A 17,856-nucleotide genomic window follows, 5' to 3' on the forward strand; every position below is an offset into this window, starting at 1 on the left:
GCGCAATAAAAAGGCTTCCACATGGGAAGCCTTAATCTATTCTGCGATTCGAAATTCGAATATTACAGCTTGTCAGTTAGCTCGATTGCTTGACCGATGTAGTTCGCTGGAGTCATCTCTTTCAGACGAACTTTCTCGTCTTCAGGAATCTCTAGACCGTCGATGAATGCACGCATGCCTTCGCCGTCTACACGCTTACCACGAGTTAGCTCTTTAAGCTTCTCGTATGGCTTCTCGATGCCGTAACGACGCATTACTGTTTGTACTGGTTCTGCTAGTACTTCCCAGTTCTTGTCTAGTTCAGCAAGTAGCGCTTCACGGTTAACTTCTAGCTTGCTAATACCTTTCAGAGTTGAAGTGTATGCAATGATTGCGTAGCCAACACCAACACCTAGGTTACGAAGAACCGTAGAGTCAGTTAAGTCACGTTGCCAGCGAGAAACTGGAAGTTTTTGCGCTAGGTGGCCGAATACAGCGTTAGCTAGACCAAGGTTGCCTTCTGAGTTTTCGAAGTCAATTGGGTTAACTTTGTGCGGCATTGTAGATGAGCCGATTTCACCAGCAATCGTCTTCTGCTTGAAGTGACCAAGAGCAATGTAGCCCCAAACGTCACGGTCGAAGTCTAGAAGGATTGTGTTGAAACGAGCAATCGCGTCGAATAGCTCAGCGATGTAATCGTGAGGTTCAATTTGAGTTGTGTACGGGTTCCAAGTTACACCAAGAGATTCAGTGATGAACTCTTCAGAGAACTGGTGCCAATCTACCTCTGGGTATGCAGAAAGGTGTGCGTTGTAGTTACCAACAGCGCCGTTGATTTTCGCTAGGATCTCAACGTTTTCGATTTGCTTGTATTGACGTTCCATACGGTACGCAACGTTAGCCATTTCTTTACCCATAGTAGAAGGAGAAGCAGGCTGACCGTGTGTACGAGAAAGAAGAGGGATGTCGCGGTATTCGTTCGCTAGTGCTTTGATTGCGTCGATTACGTTGCGGATCTCTGGAAGAACAACTTCGTCACGAGCTTCTTTAAGCATAAGCGCGTGAGACGTGTTGTTGATGTCTTCAGAAGTACATGCAAAGTGAATGAATTCGTTTACAGCGTGAAGCTCAGGAACGCCAGCAACTTTCTCTTTTAAGAAGTATTCAACCGCTTTTACGTCGTGGTTTGTAGTGCGCTCGATCTCTTTGATACGTAGAGCATCTTCTTCGCTGAAGTTAGCGGCTAGTTCATCAAGAAACTGGTTAGCTTCTGCACTGAACGCTGGTACTTCTTTGATTGCATCAGTAGCTGCAAGCTTTTGTAACCAACGAATTTCAACGATAGAGCGGTACTTTAGTAGACCAAACTCACTAAAGATGCTGCGTAATGCAATAGTCTTACTTCCGTAACGGCCGTCTACTGGTGAAACAGCAGTCAATGCTGACAGTTCCATGGTGTTCTCCTGAATTGAGTTTTCTAAATTTTGAGAGGTTTATACCAGTAACAATCTCAATTGTCACGCATATTGCGCAAACGTTTGCGTGAGAGTTGTGTTGATACAAAAAACAAGCTCGCGACGAGGCGCGAGCTAATAAATTACATTCGAGCTAGTAGGATTTGAGCCTGCTCGATCATCTTCTTACGACCGAAGATAAGGTGGCGACGCTTGCCGCCAACTTGACGCCATAACACAGCGCTTCGAATCCCTGATAGAAGCAGTGCGCGAACCTTATGTTGGCTCGATGTCTGTTGAAGTACAGACGGAGTGCCAGAAACCTGAATGCGTGGGCCGATAGGGCTGACAACATCAAGGTAGATACTCGCAAGGTTGCTGATCATTTGCTCGTCAAACAGATCAAAGTGTTCAGTTTGGCGCTCTGCAGTTTGAATGCGATCACCAAGCTGAGACATAGAGTCGTTGCGAGAAGACAGCTTACGCTCAAGCGCCATCAAGCTGATGATGTAACGCGTGATATCGCTACCTGCTGGAGTACTATCGATACCTTTTACTAAGCACTCAAGGCCAAGCTTTAGGTTCGCTTCACGTCCAAATACGCCCACGGTATTCGCAGGGTTGGTATTTAAAATGGCACTGAGTGAAGCTTCGAAGGCATCTTTATCACAATGGCCGTCTTTCGCTACTTGTTGAACCAAAGCCACAGCTTGGCAAATTCCGGCGAAAGCAATAGTACGGTCATAAAGTGTATTAGCCACGTAGTAACTCCTAGTTGTCTTCTATCGTTTGTCGTTTGATTGATTAGATGCGCTTTTCGATGATACCACCACCAAGACATACTTCGCCTTGGTAGAACACTGCAGATTGACCTGGGGTCACGGCAATTTGTGGCTCATCAAAAATAACCTTAATGTTCTCATCATCAATTGGGATGATTGTACAAGGAATATCTGTTTGACGGTAACGTGTTTTTACCGTGCATGTCATAACTTCAGTAATTGGTGTGCGATTTACCCAATGAAGTTGAGATGCGATCAAACCTTCTGATTTCAGAAGAGGGTGGTCTTTACCTTGTACTGCGATAAGTACATTACGCTTAAGGTCTTTTTCACCAACAAACCATGGTTCTTCATTACCGCCGCCGCCTTTGGTGCCGCCGATATGTAGGCCTTTACGTTGACCTAGTGTGTGGTACATCAAGCCTTGGTGTTGACCAATTACTTGGCCTTCTGGCGTTTCGATGTTACCTGGTTGTGCTGGTAGGTATTTGCCTAGGAATTCAGTGAATTTTCGCTCACCGATAAAGCAGATACCTGTAGAGTCTTTTTTCTTCGCGGTGATCAAGTCTTGCTCTTCAGCAATACGTCGCACTTCAGGCTTCTCTAGTTCACCAACAGGGAACAGGCTGCGTGCTACTTGATCTGAGCTTAACGTGTATAGGAAATAGCTCTGGTCTTTGTTGCTGTCTAGACCACGTAGCATTTCTGGTTTAACGCCAGCATCTAGCTCTTCTTGAGTTGGGAAAGTACGACGAACGTAGTGACCCATTGCGATGTAGTCTGCGTCTAGTACTTCATCCGCAAACTCTAAGAATGCTTTGAATTTGATTTCTTTGTTACAAAGGATATCTGGGTTAGGCGTACGGCCTGCTTTGTATTCTTCAAGGAAGTATTCAAAGACGTTGTCCCAGTATTCTGCAGCAAAGTTAATGGTGTGAAGGTGGATACCTAGTTTGTCACATACCGCTTGAGCATCAGCAAGATCTTCAGCTGCCGTGCAGTATTCTTCATTATCGTCTTCTTCCCAGTTTTTCATGAAAAGGCCTTCTACCTGATAGCCTTGTTGCTGAAGAAGATACGCCGATACTGACGAATCTACACCGCCGGACATACCGACAATTACTTTCTTTTCGCTGTTTCCAGAGCTGATATCTGACATGTCTAAACACCGTTACTATTACTTGGTCGCAGATTCTAACAGAAAGAGAAACGCCGTGACAGATCCGAGACCGGAATCACAGTTTCATTTGCACAAATAGTGCGCTGACTTTGTTAGAGAATCGCATGAGAGCGAGGTGAGTCGCTAGGATGTCAGAAGTATATGTGGCATAGTCGCTCGAAATCCAAGACCTGAGATAAAAAAATGTCTGAACAAAATGAATTTATGCAAGAAGAAGAGCTGATTGAGATTATTGAAAATCAGCTTGAAGATGGCGAACCTGTAAAAGTAAAAGAGACGCTAATGCGTTTAATGATGACAGGCACTCCTCGTGAAGAGGCGATTGCTGCAATGGCATGTGCATTGGCTATTGAAGTATTTGATGTTATGAAAAACGGCGCTGAGTTTAATCAAAAGCGTTACGCCGAGCATTTGGGCATGCTGCCTGATTTAAGCTTTATGGAAGGCGAATAAAAAAATACCCTAGCAAACGTTTGCTATAGTTTGAAAGATTGCCGCGTTAAATATAGCGCGGTAGAATCCGCCACCTATTTCCCCTTGACTTAGACTAGCCCTATGAAATTCCCTGGACAACGTAAATCAAAGCACTACTTTCCGGTTCACGCACGTGATCCTCTAGTGAGCCAAGCTCAAAGCAGTAAAAGAATGTCACGCACTCATATTATCGGTATTGACCAAACTTTGGTGGATATTGAAGCGAAAGTGAGTTCTGAACTTATTGAGAAGTACGGTTTAAGTAAGGGACATTCTCTGGTTATTGGTGATGAAGCCGCTGAATCTTTATATCAAGAATTAAAAGAACAGTGCCTGATTACCAATGAATACGCTGGTGGCACAATTGGTAATACACTACACAACTATTCAGTATTGGCGGACGACCGTTCAACACTATTGGGTGTAATGAGCCAAGATATTAAGATTGGTAGCTATGGTTACCGCTATTTATGTAATACATCAAGCAGAATGGATCTGAACCATTTACAAGGGGTAGATGGCGCAATTGGTCGCTGCTTTGCATTAATTACAGAAGATGGTGAACGTACTTTCGCAATTAGCGAAGGACAAATGAACCAACTAAAACCAGAAAGCATTCCTGAAAAGATCTTCAAAAGTGCTTCTGCTTTAGTATTAACCGCTTATTTAGTTCGTTGTAAGCCAGGCGATCCTATGCCTGAAGCAACAATGAAAGCGATCGAATACGCGAAGAAATATGATGTGCCAGTTGTTTTAACACTAGGTACTAAGTTCGTTATTCAAGACGATCCAGAGTTCTGGAAAGACTTCTTAGAGCAGCACGTAACGGTTGTTGCAATGAACGAAGACGAAGCGGAAGCCCTAACCGGTGAAAGCGATCCGCTGGCTGCATCAGATAAAGCGCTAGAGTGGGTAGACCTTGTTCTATGTACTGCTGGCCCTGTTGGCCTATTCATGGCGGGTTACACGGAAGACGCAGCGAAGCGTGAAACATCACTGCCTCTACTTCCAGGTTCAATTGCTGAATTTAACCGTTTCGAATTTAGCCGTCCTGCACATAAAGAGTTATGTGAAAACCCTACTAAAGTGTATTCGCATATTGCGCCATACATGGGTGGTCCAGAAAAAATCAAAAATACGAATGGTGCAGGTGATGCTGCTTTATCGGCTTTATTACATGATATGGCTGCGAATAAGTACCACAAAGAAAACGTGCCAAACTCAAGTAAGCACCAACATTCATTTTTGACCTATTCTTCATTCTCACAAGTTTGTAAATATTCAAACCGTGCTAGCTATGAAGTGTTAGTTCAACACTCTCCACGTTTATCTCGTGGTCTTCCTGAAAGAGAAGATAGCCTAGAAGAAGCGTACTGGGAAAGATAAGACACTTTGTTTATCCGATGCGTATGAGTTTATCAAATGCGCACCTATGTTTATAAAGAACATTAAAGGGTAACAAAATATAAAAAAGGCTCCGAAAGGAGCCTTTTTTGTTTCTGAATATATTGAAGCCGTAAATAATACTTTGGTCGACTTAAATATTAATTCTATTGCTAAGTGTGTAATTGATTACCCACTCAGTAAACTGAACGCTTAACTTAGATAGCAAACTCTTCTAGAGATTTACCAGCATCTAGCTGTTCTTGGATAGCTGAAGGCGTACGGCCTTGACCTGTCCAAGTTTTTTCGTCGCCGTTTGCGTCTACATATTTGTATTTCGCTGGGCGAGGAGCGCGTTTAGCTTTAGTTGTTTTAGATTTTGCTTCGCCAGAAAGAGCTGCAATAAGATCTGCAACATCAATTCCGTCTTTTGCAATTTGTTCAGCGATAGCAGAAAGCTTAGCTTCTTGTTCTGCTTTAGCTGCACGTTCTTCAGCTTCAGACTCTTGACGCTCTTGTACAACAATAGTTAGCTTGTCTAGCGCTTCTTCTAGTTGCTCAAGAGTTAATTCACGTGAGAATGCGCGAAGGCTACGGATATTTAATAGAGTTTTTGTTAATTCAGACATGATATTTTCCATCAAGGTAAACTAAATAATCATCCTAATAATAAACAGAGCTTAGGAATAAAACAAATAGTATTTCTTCTATTACATATTTAAATATAAAAGTGAGATGAATAGTTGAAATTTCAAAGGCACATTTCTATCGAATTTATAATAATTATTAAGATTATCTAAAAAACTGATATGTGACTGGTGGAGTAATTAACTTGTGTAGACTATTCTTCTATTGATTAGTTCATTAACAAAAAGCTATTTTTCTCGGAATGATATGTTGCATTGTTGCTCTTGATGAGTACAATTGCGGCTACCTGATGCGATGCTTTGGTTAATTTGTTGTTAAACTCTGGTTTACACGGTTAATAATGTTATCGCACGTAGAGGTGCAATTATAAAAAGTAACTTCCGTTGGGGTGATGCCAATGAGCGGGAATGAAAGGTGTAATTGCCGAAGTAAATTGTATATCTAAGCAATTTGCTGGGGTTGTGCTCAATAGGTACAACACTGCCATAGTCTTAATTTTAAACTATGGAGCGCTACTGTAGGGTTGGGTGAAGTGTTCACTTCCCTTTCGCTTAGTTCAACATGAACTTGAACAGCCGTATCAAGTTTGTCTGCAGTAGATCTCTAGCCAAATAAAAAACTGGTTTTTGAAGATCATGAATTTAATAGATTTTGCAACATCGCCTTTATCTTTGCTTCCGCCCCTTGTGGCTTTAAGTCTTGCTATTGTTACCCGCCGTGTATTGGTTTCTTTGGGTGTCGGTATCATCATGGGTGCTATCTTACTTGCTGACTATTCAGTAGGTAATGCAGCGAGCTACGTGTTTACTAAAGCATCTGGTGTTTTCATCGAAGATGGTGGCATCAACACTTGGAACATGAGCATCATCGCATTCCTAATTATTCTTGGAATGACAACTGCACTATTAACACTGTCTGGCGGTACTCGTGCATTCGCTGAGTGGGCTCAGTCTCGCGTTAAGAGCAAACGTGGTTCAAAACTACTTGCCGCTTTCCTAGGTGTATTCATCTTTGTTGATGACTACTTCAACAGCTTAGCGGTAGGTGCTATCTCTCGCCCTGTAACAGACCGTTTCTACGTATCTCGCGCTAAGCTTGCTTATATTCTAGATTCTACTGCTGCTCCAATGTGTGTGATCATGCCGGCTTCTAGCTGGGGTGCTTACATCATTACTATTATTGGTGGCATTTTAGTAACACATGGTGTAACTGAATATTCAGCACTGGGTGCTTACGTTCGTCTTATTCCAATGAACTTCTACGCTGTGTTTGCACTACTAATGGTGTTCGCAGTGGCATGGTTCGGTCTAGATGTTGGTAAGATGCGTGAGCATGAAATCGAAGCATCTCAAGGCCGTGGCTTTGAAGGTGACAACGATCAAAAGCAAGCGCACGATCTAAACGAAGAGCTAGATATCGAAGAGAGCGAAAACGGTTCAGTTTCTGATCTTGTTATGCCAATCGTATCGCTAATTGTAGCGACAGTGGCTGCAATGCTTTACACGGGTGGCCAAGCGCTAGCTGCTGATGGCCAAGCATTCAACCTTCTAGGCGCATTCGAAAACACCGATGTAGGTAAGTCTCTTGTTTACGGTGGTGTTATCGGCTTACTAGTAGCATTAGCGACAGTATTCAAGCAAAAGCTATCTATGGCTGATATCGCAAGAACAATGTGGATCGGTGCTAGCTCTATGTTTGGCGCGATTCTGATTCTTGTGTTCGCATGGACTATCGGTTCTGTAATCGGCGACATGAAAACGGGTTCTTACCTATCATCTCTAGTAACAGGCAGCATTGATTACCACTGGCTACCGGTTATGTTGTTCCTTCTAGCGGGCGTTATGGCGTTCTCTACAGGTACATCTTGGGGTACATTCGGCATCATGCTACCAATCGCCGGTGATATGGCTGCAGCATCGGATATCGCACTGATTCTTCCTATGCTAAGTGCGGTTCTAGCGGGTGCAGTATTTGGTGACCACTGTTCTCCTATCTCAGATACGACGATTCTGTCTTCTACTGGTGCTCGTTGTAACCACATCGACCACGTATCGACTCAGCTTCCATACGCGTTGTCTGTAGCCTTCGTATCGTGCATTGGTTTCATCACTCTAGGTATGACATCTTCAATTGGCATCGCATTTGGCGCAGCGTCTCTAACGTTTGTTGCTGTATGTTTTGCATTGGCTTACTTCTCTCGCTGCAAAATGGCGACGTGCAAAAGCTAAAACTGAAAGTTAATCAGTAAACTATCAGGGAGGCGTTTGCCTCCCTTTTTTGTGCCTGTTAATTTAATTTTAAGTTTCGTGAAAAAAGTTCGAATAAATGGTTGAAAAAGGATGTCAGCTTAGTTAGTGTGGAGACAAGACAGCAAACAACCTAAGAGCTGATAAGTATGCGTAAATTAGTAATGAACATTCATCACCATCATCACCCTATCTAGTCTTTCGGGGAGATTTACGTATACCCGGGAGCAAGATTACTCCCGGAGGTTAAGTCAAAAGAATTTAGATTTAAACCCTCGGGATGACAAAGTCTCCGAGGGTTTTTTAGTTTTAGCGCTTTTAAATAATCAATAAATTCAAATATTTGCACAGGGATACAGCAATGCAGACACAACGCCTAAGAATCGCAATTCAAAAGAAAGGTCGCTTAAGTAAAGAGTGCCAAGACCTACTTAAAAAATGTGGTGTTAAATTTAACATCATGGGTGAGCGCCTAGTGGTTCACTCACTAAATATGCCAATCGACTTGTTACTCGTTCGTGATGACGACATCCCAGGTCTTATCATGGACGGTGTAGTTGACCTTGGTTTCATCGGTGAAAATGAGCTAGAAGAAGTTCGTCTAGACCGTGTTGCTCTTAAAGAGCCTTCAGAGTTCCGTACACTACGTCGTTTAGACTTCGGTGGTTGCCGCCTTTCTATCGCTATCAACAAAGACGAAGAATACAACGGCCCACAAGACTTAGCGGGCAAACGTATTGCGACAACCTACCCACAACTACTTAAAGCCTACATGGACGAGCAGGGTGTTGAATTCAGCACTTGTATGCTAACAGGCTCAGTTGAAGTAGCGCCTCGCGCTGGCCTTGCAGATGCTATCGCTGATTTAGTTTCTACAGGTGCAACGCTAGAAGCGAATGGCCTAAAAGAAGCAGAAGCTATCTTCCAATCGAAAGCGACACTGATTCAACGTGTTGGTGATTTCGACGCAGACAAAACCGCACTGATTGAAAAACTACTGACTCGTATGCAGGGTGTTCAACAAGCGAAAGAGTCGAAGTACATCATGCTTCACGCGCCAACCTCTCAACTAGAGCAAATCAAAGCACTACTGCCTGGTGCTGAAGATCCAACGGTTCTTCCACTATCGACAGACAAAGACAAAGTTGCTGTGCACCTAGTAAGTACAGAGAACTTGTTCTGGGAAACAATGGAACAGCTGAAAGAGTTGGGTGCGAGCTCGATTCTAGTATTACCAATCGAAAAAATGATGGGGTAGTGACGATGAGAACCGTTGTTTGGCAATCTTTAAGTGAATCACAGCAAGACTCGGTATTAGAGCGTCCAGCTATTACTGAAGGTGCAAACATCACAGCGACTGTTTCTGATGTTATTGCAAAAGTACGAAATGAAGGCGATGCCGCGCTTAAAGAACTGACTGAAAAGTTTGATTGTGTGACTCCTGAATCGATTCGAGTCAGTTCGAATGAAATCGAAGAGGCGTGTGCTCGTCTAACACCAGAAATGAAGCAAGCGCTTGAGCAAGCTTATAGCAACATTGCTAAGTTCCACGAAGCTCAAAAGCCTCAACCTATCAAGGTTGAGACACAACCGGGCGTTGTGTGTGAGCAAGTGACTCGCGCGATTAATACAGTTGGCCTTTATATTCCAGGTGGCAGCGCGCCACTTCCGTCAACGGTTCTTATGTTAGGTGTACCAGCTCAAATTGCAGGTTGTCGTAAGGTGGTGCTTTGTTCACCTCCGCCAATCGCTGATGAAATCTTGTATGTCGCTAAGCTTTGTAAAATCGATGAAGTTTACAACGTTGGTGGTGGTCAAGCGGTTGCAGCAATGGCTTACGGTACCGAGAGTGTTGCTAAAGTCGATAAGATCTTCGGCCCAGGTAATGCCTACGTAACGGAAGCGAAGCGCCAAGTGAGCAATGACTTCCGCGGTGCGGCGATCGATATGCCTGCTGGCCCATCTGAAGTGTTGGTGATTGCTGATGAAACGGCTGATGCTGACTTTATCGCAGCGGATTTATTGAGCCAAGCTGAACACGGCCCTGACTCTCAAGTGGTATTGGTAACACCATCTCCAGTGATTGCTGACCAAGTAACAGAAGCGGTTCAGAAACAACTGAAAGAGTTGTCTCGTGTGAACATCGCTCAGCAAGCATTGGCTTCAAGCTTAATTATCATTGCTGAATCCATCACTCAAGCGATTGCGATTTCGAACTTCTATGGCCCTGAGCACTTGATTGTTCAAACCAAGAATCCACGCGAACTGCTGCCATTGTTAGACAATGCAGGCTCAATCTTCCTTGGTGACTGGTCTCCAGAATCTGCGGGTGATTATGCGTCTGGTACAAACCACGTATTACCGACTTACGGTTACACGAAGACATACTCAAGCCTAGGTTTGGCTGATTTCTCTAAGCGTATGACGGTACAAGAGCTAACAGCCGATGGTTTGAAAGGCCTAGCGCCAACTGTAGTCACAATGGCGGAAGCCGAAGGCTTGGATGCACACAAACGCGCTGTGACTATCCGAGTTGAAAAGTTAAATAAAGCGAAATAAGGGTAGGGCATGGAAAAGTTAGCAAGAAAACAAGTTCAGGCTCTAACACCTTACTTGTCTGCAAGACGCATTGGCGGCACGGGTGATGTATGGCTAAATGCCAACGAGTCTCCGTTTGATAACGAGTACAACCTAAACCTGTCTCGTCTTAATCGCTACAGCGAATGTCAGCCTAAAGAGTTGATTGACGCTTACGCACAATATGCAGGTGTGAAACCAGAGCAAACACTGACGACTCGTGGTGCTGATGAAGGTATCGAGTTATTGATTCGTGCTTTCTGTGAGCCGAACGAAGACGCTATTCTTTACTGCCCACCTACTTACGGTATGTACGCTATCAGTGCAGAGACGATCGGTGTTGAGCGTAAAGTTGTGCCTCTAACTTCTGAATGGCAACTGGATCTTCCTGCGATTGAAGCGCAACTAGAAAACGTGAAAGTGGTGTTTGTTTGTAGCCCAAATAACCCAACTGGTAATTTGGTTAATCATAAAGACATCATCAAGTTGCTTGAGATGACTCAAGACAAAGCGATTGTGGTGATGGATGAAGCGTACATCGACTTCTGCCCTGAAGCATCAACCGTTGATCTGCTTGAACAGTACCCGAATCTAGCGATTCTTCGCACCTTGTCCAAAGCTTTTGCATTAGCCGGTTTACGCTGTGGCTTTACGCTGGCGAACCAAGAGCTTATCGATGTATTGTTGAAAGTGATTGCACCATATCCAGTGCCAATCCCTGTGGCTGATATCGCCGTTCAAGCACTTTCAGAACAAGGCCTTGCGAGAGCTAAGTTTCAGGTTCTGGATTTAAGTGCTAACCGTGCTTATCTACAAGCCGGTTTATTGGGCTTGCCTCAAGTGACGGTTTTTGATGGTTGGGGTAACTACCTATTGGTTAAATTCCCTAACGGTGACGAGTTATTTAAAGCGGCATGGGACAGTGGCATTATTTTACGTAACTCGCCAATCGAAGACTGTGTTCGCATTAGTATTGGTAACCGCGAAGAGTGCGAAAAGACACTTGGATTCATTCGTAACTTTTTTCAGTAACGAAAGGCTTACCAGTAATAACATTTGTCAGTCTTGAGTTGATTAATCGTAGGCTGACAAATGAAACCAATATTTTGGGTTAGCGTTTGATTTTAGCTAGGCCACCAGATTTAAAATTAAAAGGAAGTTCAAGTGAGTAAACAACAGAAAATACTTTTTATAGACCGCGATGGCACCTTAATTGTTGAGCCGCCAGTCGACTTTCAAGTAGACCGTTTAGACAAGCTAAAATTTGAACCGCTAGTGATTCCTAGCTTACTTGCACTGCAAGATGCTGGCTACCGTCTAGTAATGGTAACTAACCAAGACGGCCTAGGTACCGACAGCTACCCACAAGAAGATTTTGATGCGCCACACAATATGATGATGGAGTTCTTCGAATCTCAAGGCGTTAAGTTTGATGACGTGCTTATTTGTCCTCACTTTGACGAAGACAACTGTTCTTGCCGTAAGCCTAAACTAGGCATGGTTAAAGAGTATCTACAAGGCGGTAAAGTCGACTTCCAACACTCTGTTGTGATTGGCGATCGAATGACGGATCTTCAACTGGCTGAAAACATGGCTATCCGCGGTATTCAATATGGCCCGGATGCAGAAACGGAAGGCACGCTTAACTGGCCGCAAATTGTAAAAGACTTAACGGTTAACGCTCGCGTTGCAGAAGTGGTTCGTACCACCAAAGAAACCGACATTAAGGTAGCCGTAAACCTTGATGAAACCGGCGGTAATAAGATTGATACAGGGATGGGTTTCTTCGACCACATGCTTGATCAAATCGCGACACACGGTGGTTTCCAAATGAACCTAACTGTGAAAGGCGACCTGCACATTGATGATCACCACACAGTAGAAGACACAGCACTTGCGTTAGGCCAAGCTCTGAAAGATTCGCTAGGCGACAAACGCGGTATTGGCCGTTTTGGTTTTAGCCTGCCAATGGATGAGTGTTTAGCTCAGTGTGCGTTAGACCTTTCTGGTCGCCCATACCTGAAGTTCGATGCTAAATTCAGCCGTGAGCAAGTGGGTGATCTTTCAACCGAGATGGTGGTTCACTTCTTCCGCTCTCTAACCGACACACTGGCTTGTACGCTACACCTTTCTTCTGATGGCAATAATGATCACCACATCATTGAGAGCCTGTTTAAAGCGTTTGGCCGTACTCTTCGCCAAGCAATCAAAGTTGAAGGTAATGAGTTACCAAGCAGCAAAGGCGTCTTGTAAGGCTAACGTTAGCAGGGAAAAACAATGAAAGATCAAAAAGTCGTCATTATTGATACTGGGTGTGCCAACGTTTCTTCGGTGAAATTTGCCATTGAACGTTTGGGTTACGCAGTTGAGATTTCAAAAGAACCAGAAGTCGTCCTTGCCGCCGACAAGCTTTTCCTGCCAGGTGTAGGTACAGCAAGTGAGGCAATGAAGAACCTACAAGAGCGCGACCTTGTCTCTCTTGTGAAGAAAGTAGAGAAGCCTCTGCTGGGTATTTGTTTAGGTATGCAGCTGTTAGGCAAACTGTCTCAAGAGAAAGGCCAAAAGGCTGATGAGCTAGTTGAATGTCTAGGCTTGTGTGATGGTGAAGTACGTTTACTTGAAACGGGCGATTTACCACTACCACACATGGGTTGGAACACCGTAACTTCGACACCTAACCACCCTTTGTTTAAAGACATTGAAGAGGGCGAGTATTTCTACTTTGTTCACAGCTTCGCAATGCCAGTGGGTGACTACACAATCGCACAATGTGATTACGGTAACCCGTTCACAGCGGCGGTGCAAAGTGGCAACTATTATGGTGTTCAGTTCCACCCAGAGCGTTCTTCAAAAGCAGGCTCTAAGCTGATTAAGAACTTCTTGGAATTGTAATAAGGATTAGGCAGCGGCCAACGTTGCCATATAAGGAATGTAAATGATTATTCCCGCATTAGATTTAATTGAAGGCCAAGTAGTTCGCTTATTCCAAGGTGATTACGGGCAAGTAACAGAATACAAAGTCGATCCTGCAGAGCAGTTTAACCTGTATCACCAAGCTGGCGCAGGTTGGCTTCACCTTGTTGACTTAACGGGCGCAAAAGACACAACCGCTCGTCAACTTGACTTAATCGCAAAGCTACTTGCTAGCACGCCTGCCAATATCCAAATTGGTGGTGGTGTGCGTAATGAGCAAGACGTGGTCGACCTACTTGAAGCTGGCGCGCAGCGCGTAGTTGTAGGTTCAACAGCGGTTAAGCAACCTGAGCTTGTTAAAGGTTGGATGGAAAAATACGGCGCTGAAAAAATTGTACTGGCTCTGGATATCAACATCGACGAAAGCGGCACACGTAAAGTGGCGATTTCAGGTTGGCAAGAAGATTCAGGCGTGACGATTGAAGCGCTGATTGAAGACTACCTCACGGTTGGCCTTAAACACGTTCTGTGTACCGACATTTCACGTGATGGCACGCTAGAAGGATCAAACGTAGAGCTTTACGTTGACCTTTGTAAACAGTATCCACAGGTTCAATTCCAATCATCGGGCGGCATCGGCAGCCTAGCAGATATCGAAGCTCTAAAAGGCAGCGGTGTTGCTGGTGTGATTGTGGGTCGCGCGTTACTTGATGGCAAGTTTACCGCAGAGGAGGCATTTGCATGTTGGCAAAGCGAATAATTCCTTGTTTGGATGTCCGTGACGGACAAGTGGTTAAGGGCGTTCAGTTCCGTAACCACGAAATCATTGGCGACATCGTTCCGTTAGCACAGCGCTACGCGGAAGAGGGTGCTGATGAATTGGTATTTTACGATATCACGGCATCGAGCGATGGCCGTGTCGTCGACAAGAGCTGGGTCAAGCGTGTCGCAGAAGTGATTGATATTCCTTTCTGTGTGGCTGGTGGTATTAAATCAGCAGAAGATGCAGCGCGCATTCTTGAGTTTGGTGCGGATAAAGTATCGATCAACTCGCCTGCATTGGCTAACCCTCAACTGATCACTGACCTTGCTGATAAATTCGGCGTGCAGTGTATCGTTGTTGGTATCGATTCATACTTCGACAAAGAAACCGGTAAATATCAGGTGTATCAATTTACTGGCGATGAAGCGCGTACCAAAGCGACCAAATGGGAAACCAAAGATTGGGTGCAGGAAGTACAGAAGCGTGGTGCTGGTGAGATCGTGTTGAACATGATGAACCAAGATGGCGTTCGTAACGGTTACGACATCGAGCAGCTCAACATGGTACGCGAAGTGTGTAACGTGCCACTGATTGCTTCTGGTGGTGCTGGCGCGATGGAGCACTTTGCTGAAGCCTACAAAAAGACCAACGTGGACGGAGCATTAGCGGCTTCGGTATTCCACAAACAAGTCATCAATATTGGTGAACTTAAACAGTATTTAAAACAACAAGATGTAGAGGTGCGACTATGAGTTTTGAAACCGCAAGCTTATCAAAAGCAGCAGTAGGCGCATTATCAGAGCGTATTAACTGGGAAAAAGTAGATGGTTTAGTGCCTGCTATTGTTCAAGATTACCAATCGAGCCAAGTGTTGATGATGGGATACATGAACCCAGCAGCACTTGAGAAAACCGGTGAAACGGGTCAAGTGACTTTTTTCTCACGCACTAAAGAGCGTTTGTGGACTAAAGGTGAGACCTCAGGCAATGTTCTGCAACTGGTGAACATGTCGCTTGATTGTGACAACGATACCTTGTTGGTAAAAGTGAACCCAATTGGTCCAACGTGCCACTTGGGTAACACCACATGTTGGGATGTCGACCCGCAAGAAGAGACCCAGATGGTGTGGCTTCATCAACTTGAGCAGCTACTGGCTGCCCGCAAGGACGCAGATCCTGAGTCTTCTTATACTGCCAGTTTATATGCCCGCGGCACCAAGCGTATTTCGCAAAAAGTGGGCGAAGAAGGCGTTGAAGTCGCGCTTGCGGCGACGTCGGGCGATAAGGCGGAGTTAGTGTGTGAATCAGCAGATTTGATTTACCACCTAATGGTTCTTCTTCAAGACCAAGGCCTATCGATGAACGACGTGGTAAATAAACTAAAAGAGCGCCACAAATAAGCTCTCTTTGGATTCATCGAACCTCGTAAAAGATAGATAAAAGCCCCGTAAGCAACCATGTTTACGGGGCTTTTAAATTATCTAAGATATTAATCTACTTAAAAAGCACTGAACCTTGTCATTCCGAGGAGCCTAAGCGACATCAGGAACCTCTTTAGCACTCAGCTCTCTTAAGTCTCAGCATTAGCCGCAGCATTTTTTATACTTCTTACCGCTACCACAAATACACGGGTCATTGCGGCCAATCTTGAAGCTCTCTACGGTTTGGTTTAGGCGAGGGTCAATCTCTGGCTCTGTTAGCTCTTCATGTTCGTTTTCTTGCTCTGGGAACTCACCATCGATATAGAACCAAAGGCCATCTTCACGAACGAAACGCGAGCGCTCTTGCATGCAGTATTGTGCGCCATCTTCATTGAAGTAGGCTTTAAACTCGACAAAACCTTCGCTCTCGTGTGAGCCAGAGGCGGTATCAATAACCTCTAAGCCTGCCCAATCACTATCGATAGATTCTGAAATACCTTCTCTTTGAGCTTCTGCATTACAGCTAGGGTGGTAAGTCGCAACAACATAATCAACTAACCCCAACACGTGCGCTGAATAACGTGAGCGCATCAATTGCTCAGGTGTTTCTACTGAACTGTGATTCAGGTGCGCTGACTCGCAGCATTGTTGGTAAGTATTTTTGCTACCGCACGGGCATAAAGGCATAGTCAAATCCTGTAAAAATGGCCTCTATTAAGAGGCCATAAATGAATGCGTTGGAGTTTACCAAGAAACGATAGCTCACCAAAGCTTAGTTTCTATTGAAGCGGTTATGAGAAGTGAATTATCTCAATGCTGGTGACAGTAGCTCTTGTGCCCAAGTCGTTGCTTCATCGTAAGCTTGGCCTAGTTGAGCCTCGCTGAGCTTGAGAAGTTTACGGATGCGCGTTGCTTCATCCCATCGAGCTTGCTCATAAGCAATAACCATAGCCAAAATGGCACCTAACACGCCCTTGCGTTGGATAAGGGCCTGTTTAATCTCGTCGTCGATTGGCACTGAGTCCAATACTTGCTTCAACGGTTGGTCAAACAGTGAATCCAGTAACGAGAACATACCAGTTAGAAAGGCTTGTCCGGGCTCAACCTTCACATTCATTTTCTCGACTAAGAGCTCACATTGACGCGCGCGTAATACCGCTAAACCGTAGAGTGAATCTGGCTTATCTTCTTTCGCCGATGCGATCGCCACAAGTGAAACGAACTTACGCAGCTTTTGCTCGCCTAGGTAAATAAGCGCTTGGCGGAATGAACGAATGGTCGTTGCTGACCCGCCAGCCGAGTTCACGTAAGCGAGTAGCTTATAAGACAAGGTCACATCTAGAGTGATCAGACGCTCTACTTCACCAAAGTCGATAGGATCGTTAGCGATCTCTTTCAACAGTTGAACAATGGTCAAAAACGCAGGGTTGAGCGCACGAGTTTGAATCATTTCCGGCTTACTAAAGAAGTAGCCTTGGAAGTAGGAGAACCCAGCTTGGTTTGCTTCTTGGTACTCGTCGTAAGTCTCTACCTTTTCTGCAAGGAACTTGATATTTAGCCCTTTGAGAGAGTTCATGAACATCGAAGCTTTCGCTATGGAGATCAAACGGATATCAAACTTGATAATAGAGACGTAAGGTAAGAAACGCTTCCACGCTTTGCTTGGCACAAAGTCATCCAATGCGATGGTATAACCCGCATCGTAGATAGCTTTAATGGCTTCAAGTAGCTCGTCTGTTGGTTCGCAGTCTTCAAGAACCTCGACTACGAGGCTCTCTTTTGGAAATAGGGTTGGGACCAAGTTAATCAGGCTTGCATAAGGAAAGTTCACGAACCCTAGCTTATCACCCAGCGTATTATAGTGGGTTGATAAAAAGTGGTCGGAAAGCAAACGGCTAGTAGCGAGCTCCGGCTCTACTTCAGGGAAAGTGTTCTTAGGACCATCCCTGAATAGCAACTCGTAACCTATGGTTTTCTTATCTGTATCGAGTATTGGTTGACGCGCTACGTATGAATATTTCAACTTGGTACTGTGTT

17 protein-coding genes and 1 other annotated feature are annotated in these 17,856 nt (G+C 44.6%); of the genes, 11 read left to right on the forward strand and 6 right to left on the reverse strand.

Annotated features, from left to right (window positions below):
• Nucleotides 1–62: 62 nt before the first annotated feature.
• From purB to mnmA, 3 genes are all read right to left on the reverse strand, one after another.
• The gene (purB, locus tag L0992_05635) at nucleotides 63–1,433 is read right to left on the reverse strand and encodes an adenylosuccinate lyase (protein ID XGB68169.1); all 1,371 of its coding nucleotides are present in this window, start codon (nucleotides 1,431–1,433) and stop codon (nucleotides 63–65) included.
• Between the two features lie 143 nt (nucleotides 1,434–1,576).
• On the reverse strand, nucleotides 1,577–2,194 hold the full coding sequence (gene hflD, locus L0992_05640; protein ID XGB68170.1) for a high frequency lysogenization protein HflD: 618 nt from the start codon (nucleotides 2,192–2,194) through the stop codon (nucleotides 1,577–1,579).
• A 43-nt stretch (nucleotides 2,195–2,237) separates the two neighbouring features.
• Nucleotides 2,238–3,374: a tRNA 2-thiouridine(34) synthase MnmA gene (mnmA, locus tag L0992_05645; GenBank protein ID XGB68171.1), complete on the reverse strand. Its 1,137-nt coding sequence runs from the start codon at nucleotides 3,372–3,374 to the stop codon at nucleotides 2,238–2,240.
• Nucleotides 3,375–3,578: 204 nt separating this feature from the next.
• Here mnmA and L0992_05650 point away from each other — a divergent pair, with 204 nt between their 5' ends.
• The gene (locus tag L0992_05650; GenBank protein XGB68172.1) at nucleotides 3,579–3,848 is read left to right on the forward strand and encodes a hypothetical protein; all 270 of its coding nucleotides are present in this window, start codon (nucleotides 3,579–3,581) and stop codon (nucleotides 3,846–3,848) included.
• Nucleotides 3,849–3,950: 102 nt separating this feature from the next.
• On the forward strand, nucleotides 3,951–5,255 hold the full coding sequence (locus L0992_05655; GenBank protein XGB68173.1) for an inosine/guanosine kinase: 1,305 nt from the start codon (nucleotides 3,951–3,953) through the stop codon (nucleotides 5,253–5,255).
• A gap of 215 nt (nucleotides 5,256–5,470) precedes the next feature.
• Here the strand turns inward: L0992_05655 and L0992_05660 are convergent, their stop codons facing one another.
• Nucleotides 5,471–5,881, reverse strand: a complete 411-nt coding sequence (locus tag L0992_05660) for an H-NS histone family protein (protein ID XGB68174.1) — start codon at nucleotides 5,879–5,881, stop codon at nucleotides 5,471–5,473.
• A 654-nt stretch (nucleotides 5,882–6,535) separates the two neighbouring features.
• On the opposite strand from L0992_05660, the gene L0992_05665 reads away from it, so the two are divergent.
• The 9 genes from L0992_05665 to hisIE all read left to right on the forward strand — a co-directional run bounded on the left by L0992_05665 (nucleotide 6,536) and on the right by hisIE (nucleotide 15,798).
• A complete protein-coding gene (locus L0992_05665) occupies nucleotides 6,536–8,128 on the forward strand; it encodes a Na+/H+ antiporter NhaC family protein (GenBank protein XGB68175.1) in 1,593 nt (530 codons plus the stop codon).
• Between the two features lie 190 nt (nucleotides 8,129–8,318).
• Nucleotides 8,319–8,454 (forward strand) — a sequence feature (His leader region).
• A gap of 53 nt (nucleotides 8,455–8,507) precedes the next feature.
• A complete protein-coding gene (gene hisG, locus L0992_05670; protein ID XGB68176.1) occupies nucleotides 8,508–9,404 on the forward strand; it encodes an ATP phosphoribosyltransferase in 897 nt (298 codons plus the stop codon).
• Nucleotides 9,404–10,705, forward strand: a complete 1,302-nt coding sequence (hisD, locus tag L0992_05675; protein XGB68177.1) for a histidinol dehydrogenase — start codon at nucleotides 9,404–9,406, stop codon at nucleotides 10,703–10,705. The genes hisG and hisD overlap by 1 nt, the downstream gene beginning before the upstream one ends.
• A gap of 9 nt (nucleotides 10,706–10,714) precedes the next feature.
• Entirely contained in the window at nucleotides 10,715–11,755 is a 1,041-nt protein-coding gene (hisC, locus tag L0992_05680; GenBank protein ID XGB68178.1) for a histidinol-phosphate transaminase, read from the forward strand.
• Nucleotides 11,756–11,887: 132 nt separating this feature from the next.
• A complete protein-coding gene (gene hisB / locus L0992_05685; GenBank protein XGB68179.1) occupies nucleotides 11,888–12,976 on the forward strand; it encodes a bifunctional histidinol-phosphatase/imidazoleglycerol-phosphate dehydratase HisB in 1,089 nt (362 codons plus the stop codon).
• A 24-nt stretch (nucleotides 12,977–13,000) separates the two neighbouring features.
• Nucleotides 13,001–13,615, forward strand: coding sequence for an imidazole glycerol phosphate synthase subunit HisH (gene hisH / locus L0992_05690; protein XGB68180.1), 615 nt, complete (start codon nucleotides 13,001–13,003; stop codon nucleotides 13,613–13,615).
• Between the two features lie 43 nt (nucleotides 13,616–13,658).
• Entirely contained in the window at nucleotides 13,659–14,396 is a 738-nt protein-coding gene (gene hisA / locus L0992_05695; protein ID XGB68181.1) for a 1-(5-phosphoribosyl)-5-[(5-phosphoribosylamino)methylideneamino]imidazole-4-carboxamide isomerase, read from the forward strand.
• Nucleotides 14,378–15,151, forward strand: coding sequence for an imidazole glycerol phosphate synthase subunit HisF (gene hisF / locus L0992_05700; protein ID XGB68182.1), 774 nt, complete (start codon nucleotides 14,378–14,380; stop codon nucleotides 15,149–15,151). Before hisA ends, hisF begins: the two co-directional genes overlap by 19 nt.
• A complete protein-coding gene (hisIE, locus tag L0992_05705) occupies nucleotides 15,148–15,798 on the forward strand; it encodes a bifunctional phosphoribosyl-AMP cyclohydrolase/phosphoribosyl-ATP diphosphatase HisIE (protein XGB68183.1) in 651 nt (216 codons plus the stop codon). Before hisF ends, hisIE begins: the two co-directional genes overlap by 4 nt.
• Nucleotides 15,799–15,981: 183 nt before the next feature.
• Here the strand turns inward: hisIE and L0992_05710 are convergent, their stop codons facing one another.
• Both L0992_05710 and L0992_05715 read right to left on the reverse strand, forming a co-directional pair.
• A complete protein-coding gene (locus tag L0992_05710) occupies nucleotides 15,982–16,506 on the reverse strand; it encodes a YchJ family protein (protein XGB68184.1) in 525 nt (174 codons plus the stop codon).
• Nucleotides 16,507–16,624: 118 nt separating this feature from the next.
• Complete coding sequence (locus L0992_05715; protein ID XGB68185.1) at nucleotides 16,625–17,842, reverse strand: EAL domain-containing protein; 1,218 nt, start codon at nucleotides 17,840–17,842, stop codon at nucleotides 16,625–16,627.
• Between the last annotated feature and the right edge of the window lie 14 nt (nucleotides 17,843–17,856).

It is taken from the genome of Vibrio pomeroyi (assembly GCA_041879425.1).
Classification (GTDB): Bacteria; Pseudomonadota; Gammaproteobacteria; order Enterobacterales; family Vibrionaceae; genus Vibrio; species Vibrio pomeroyi_A.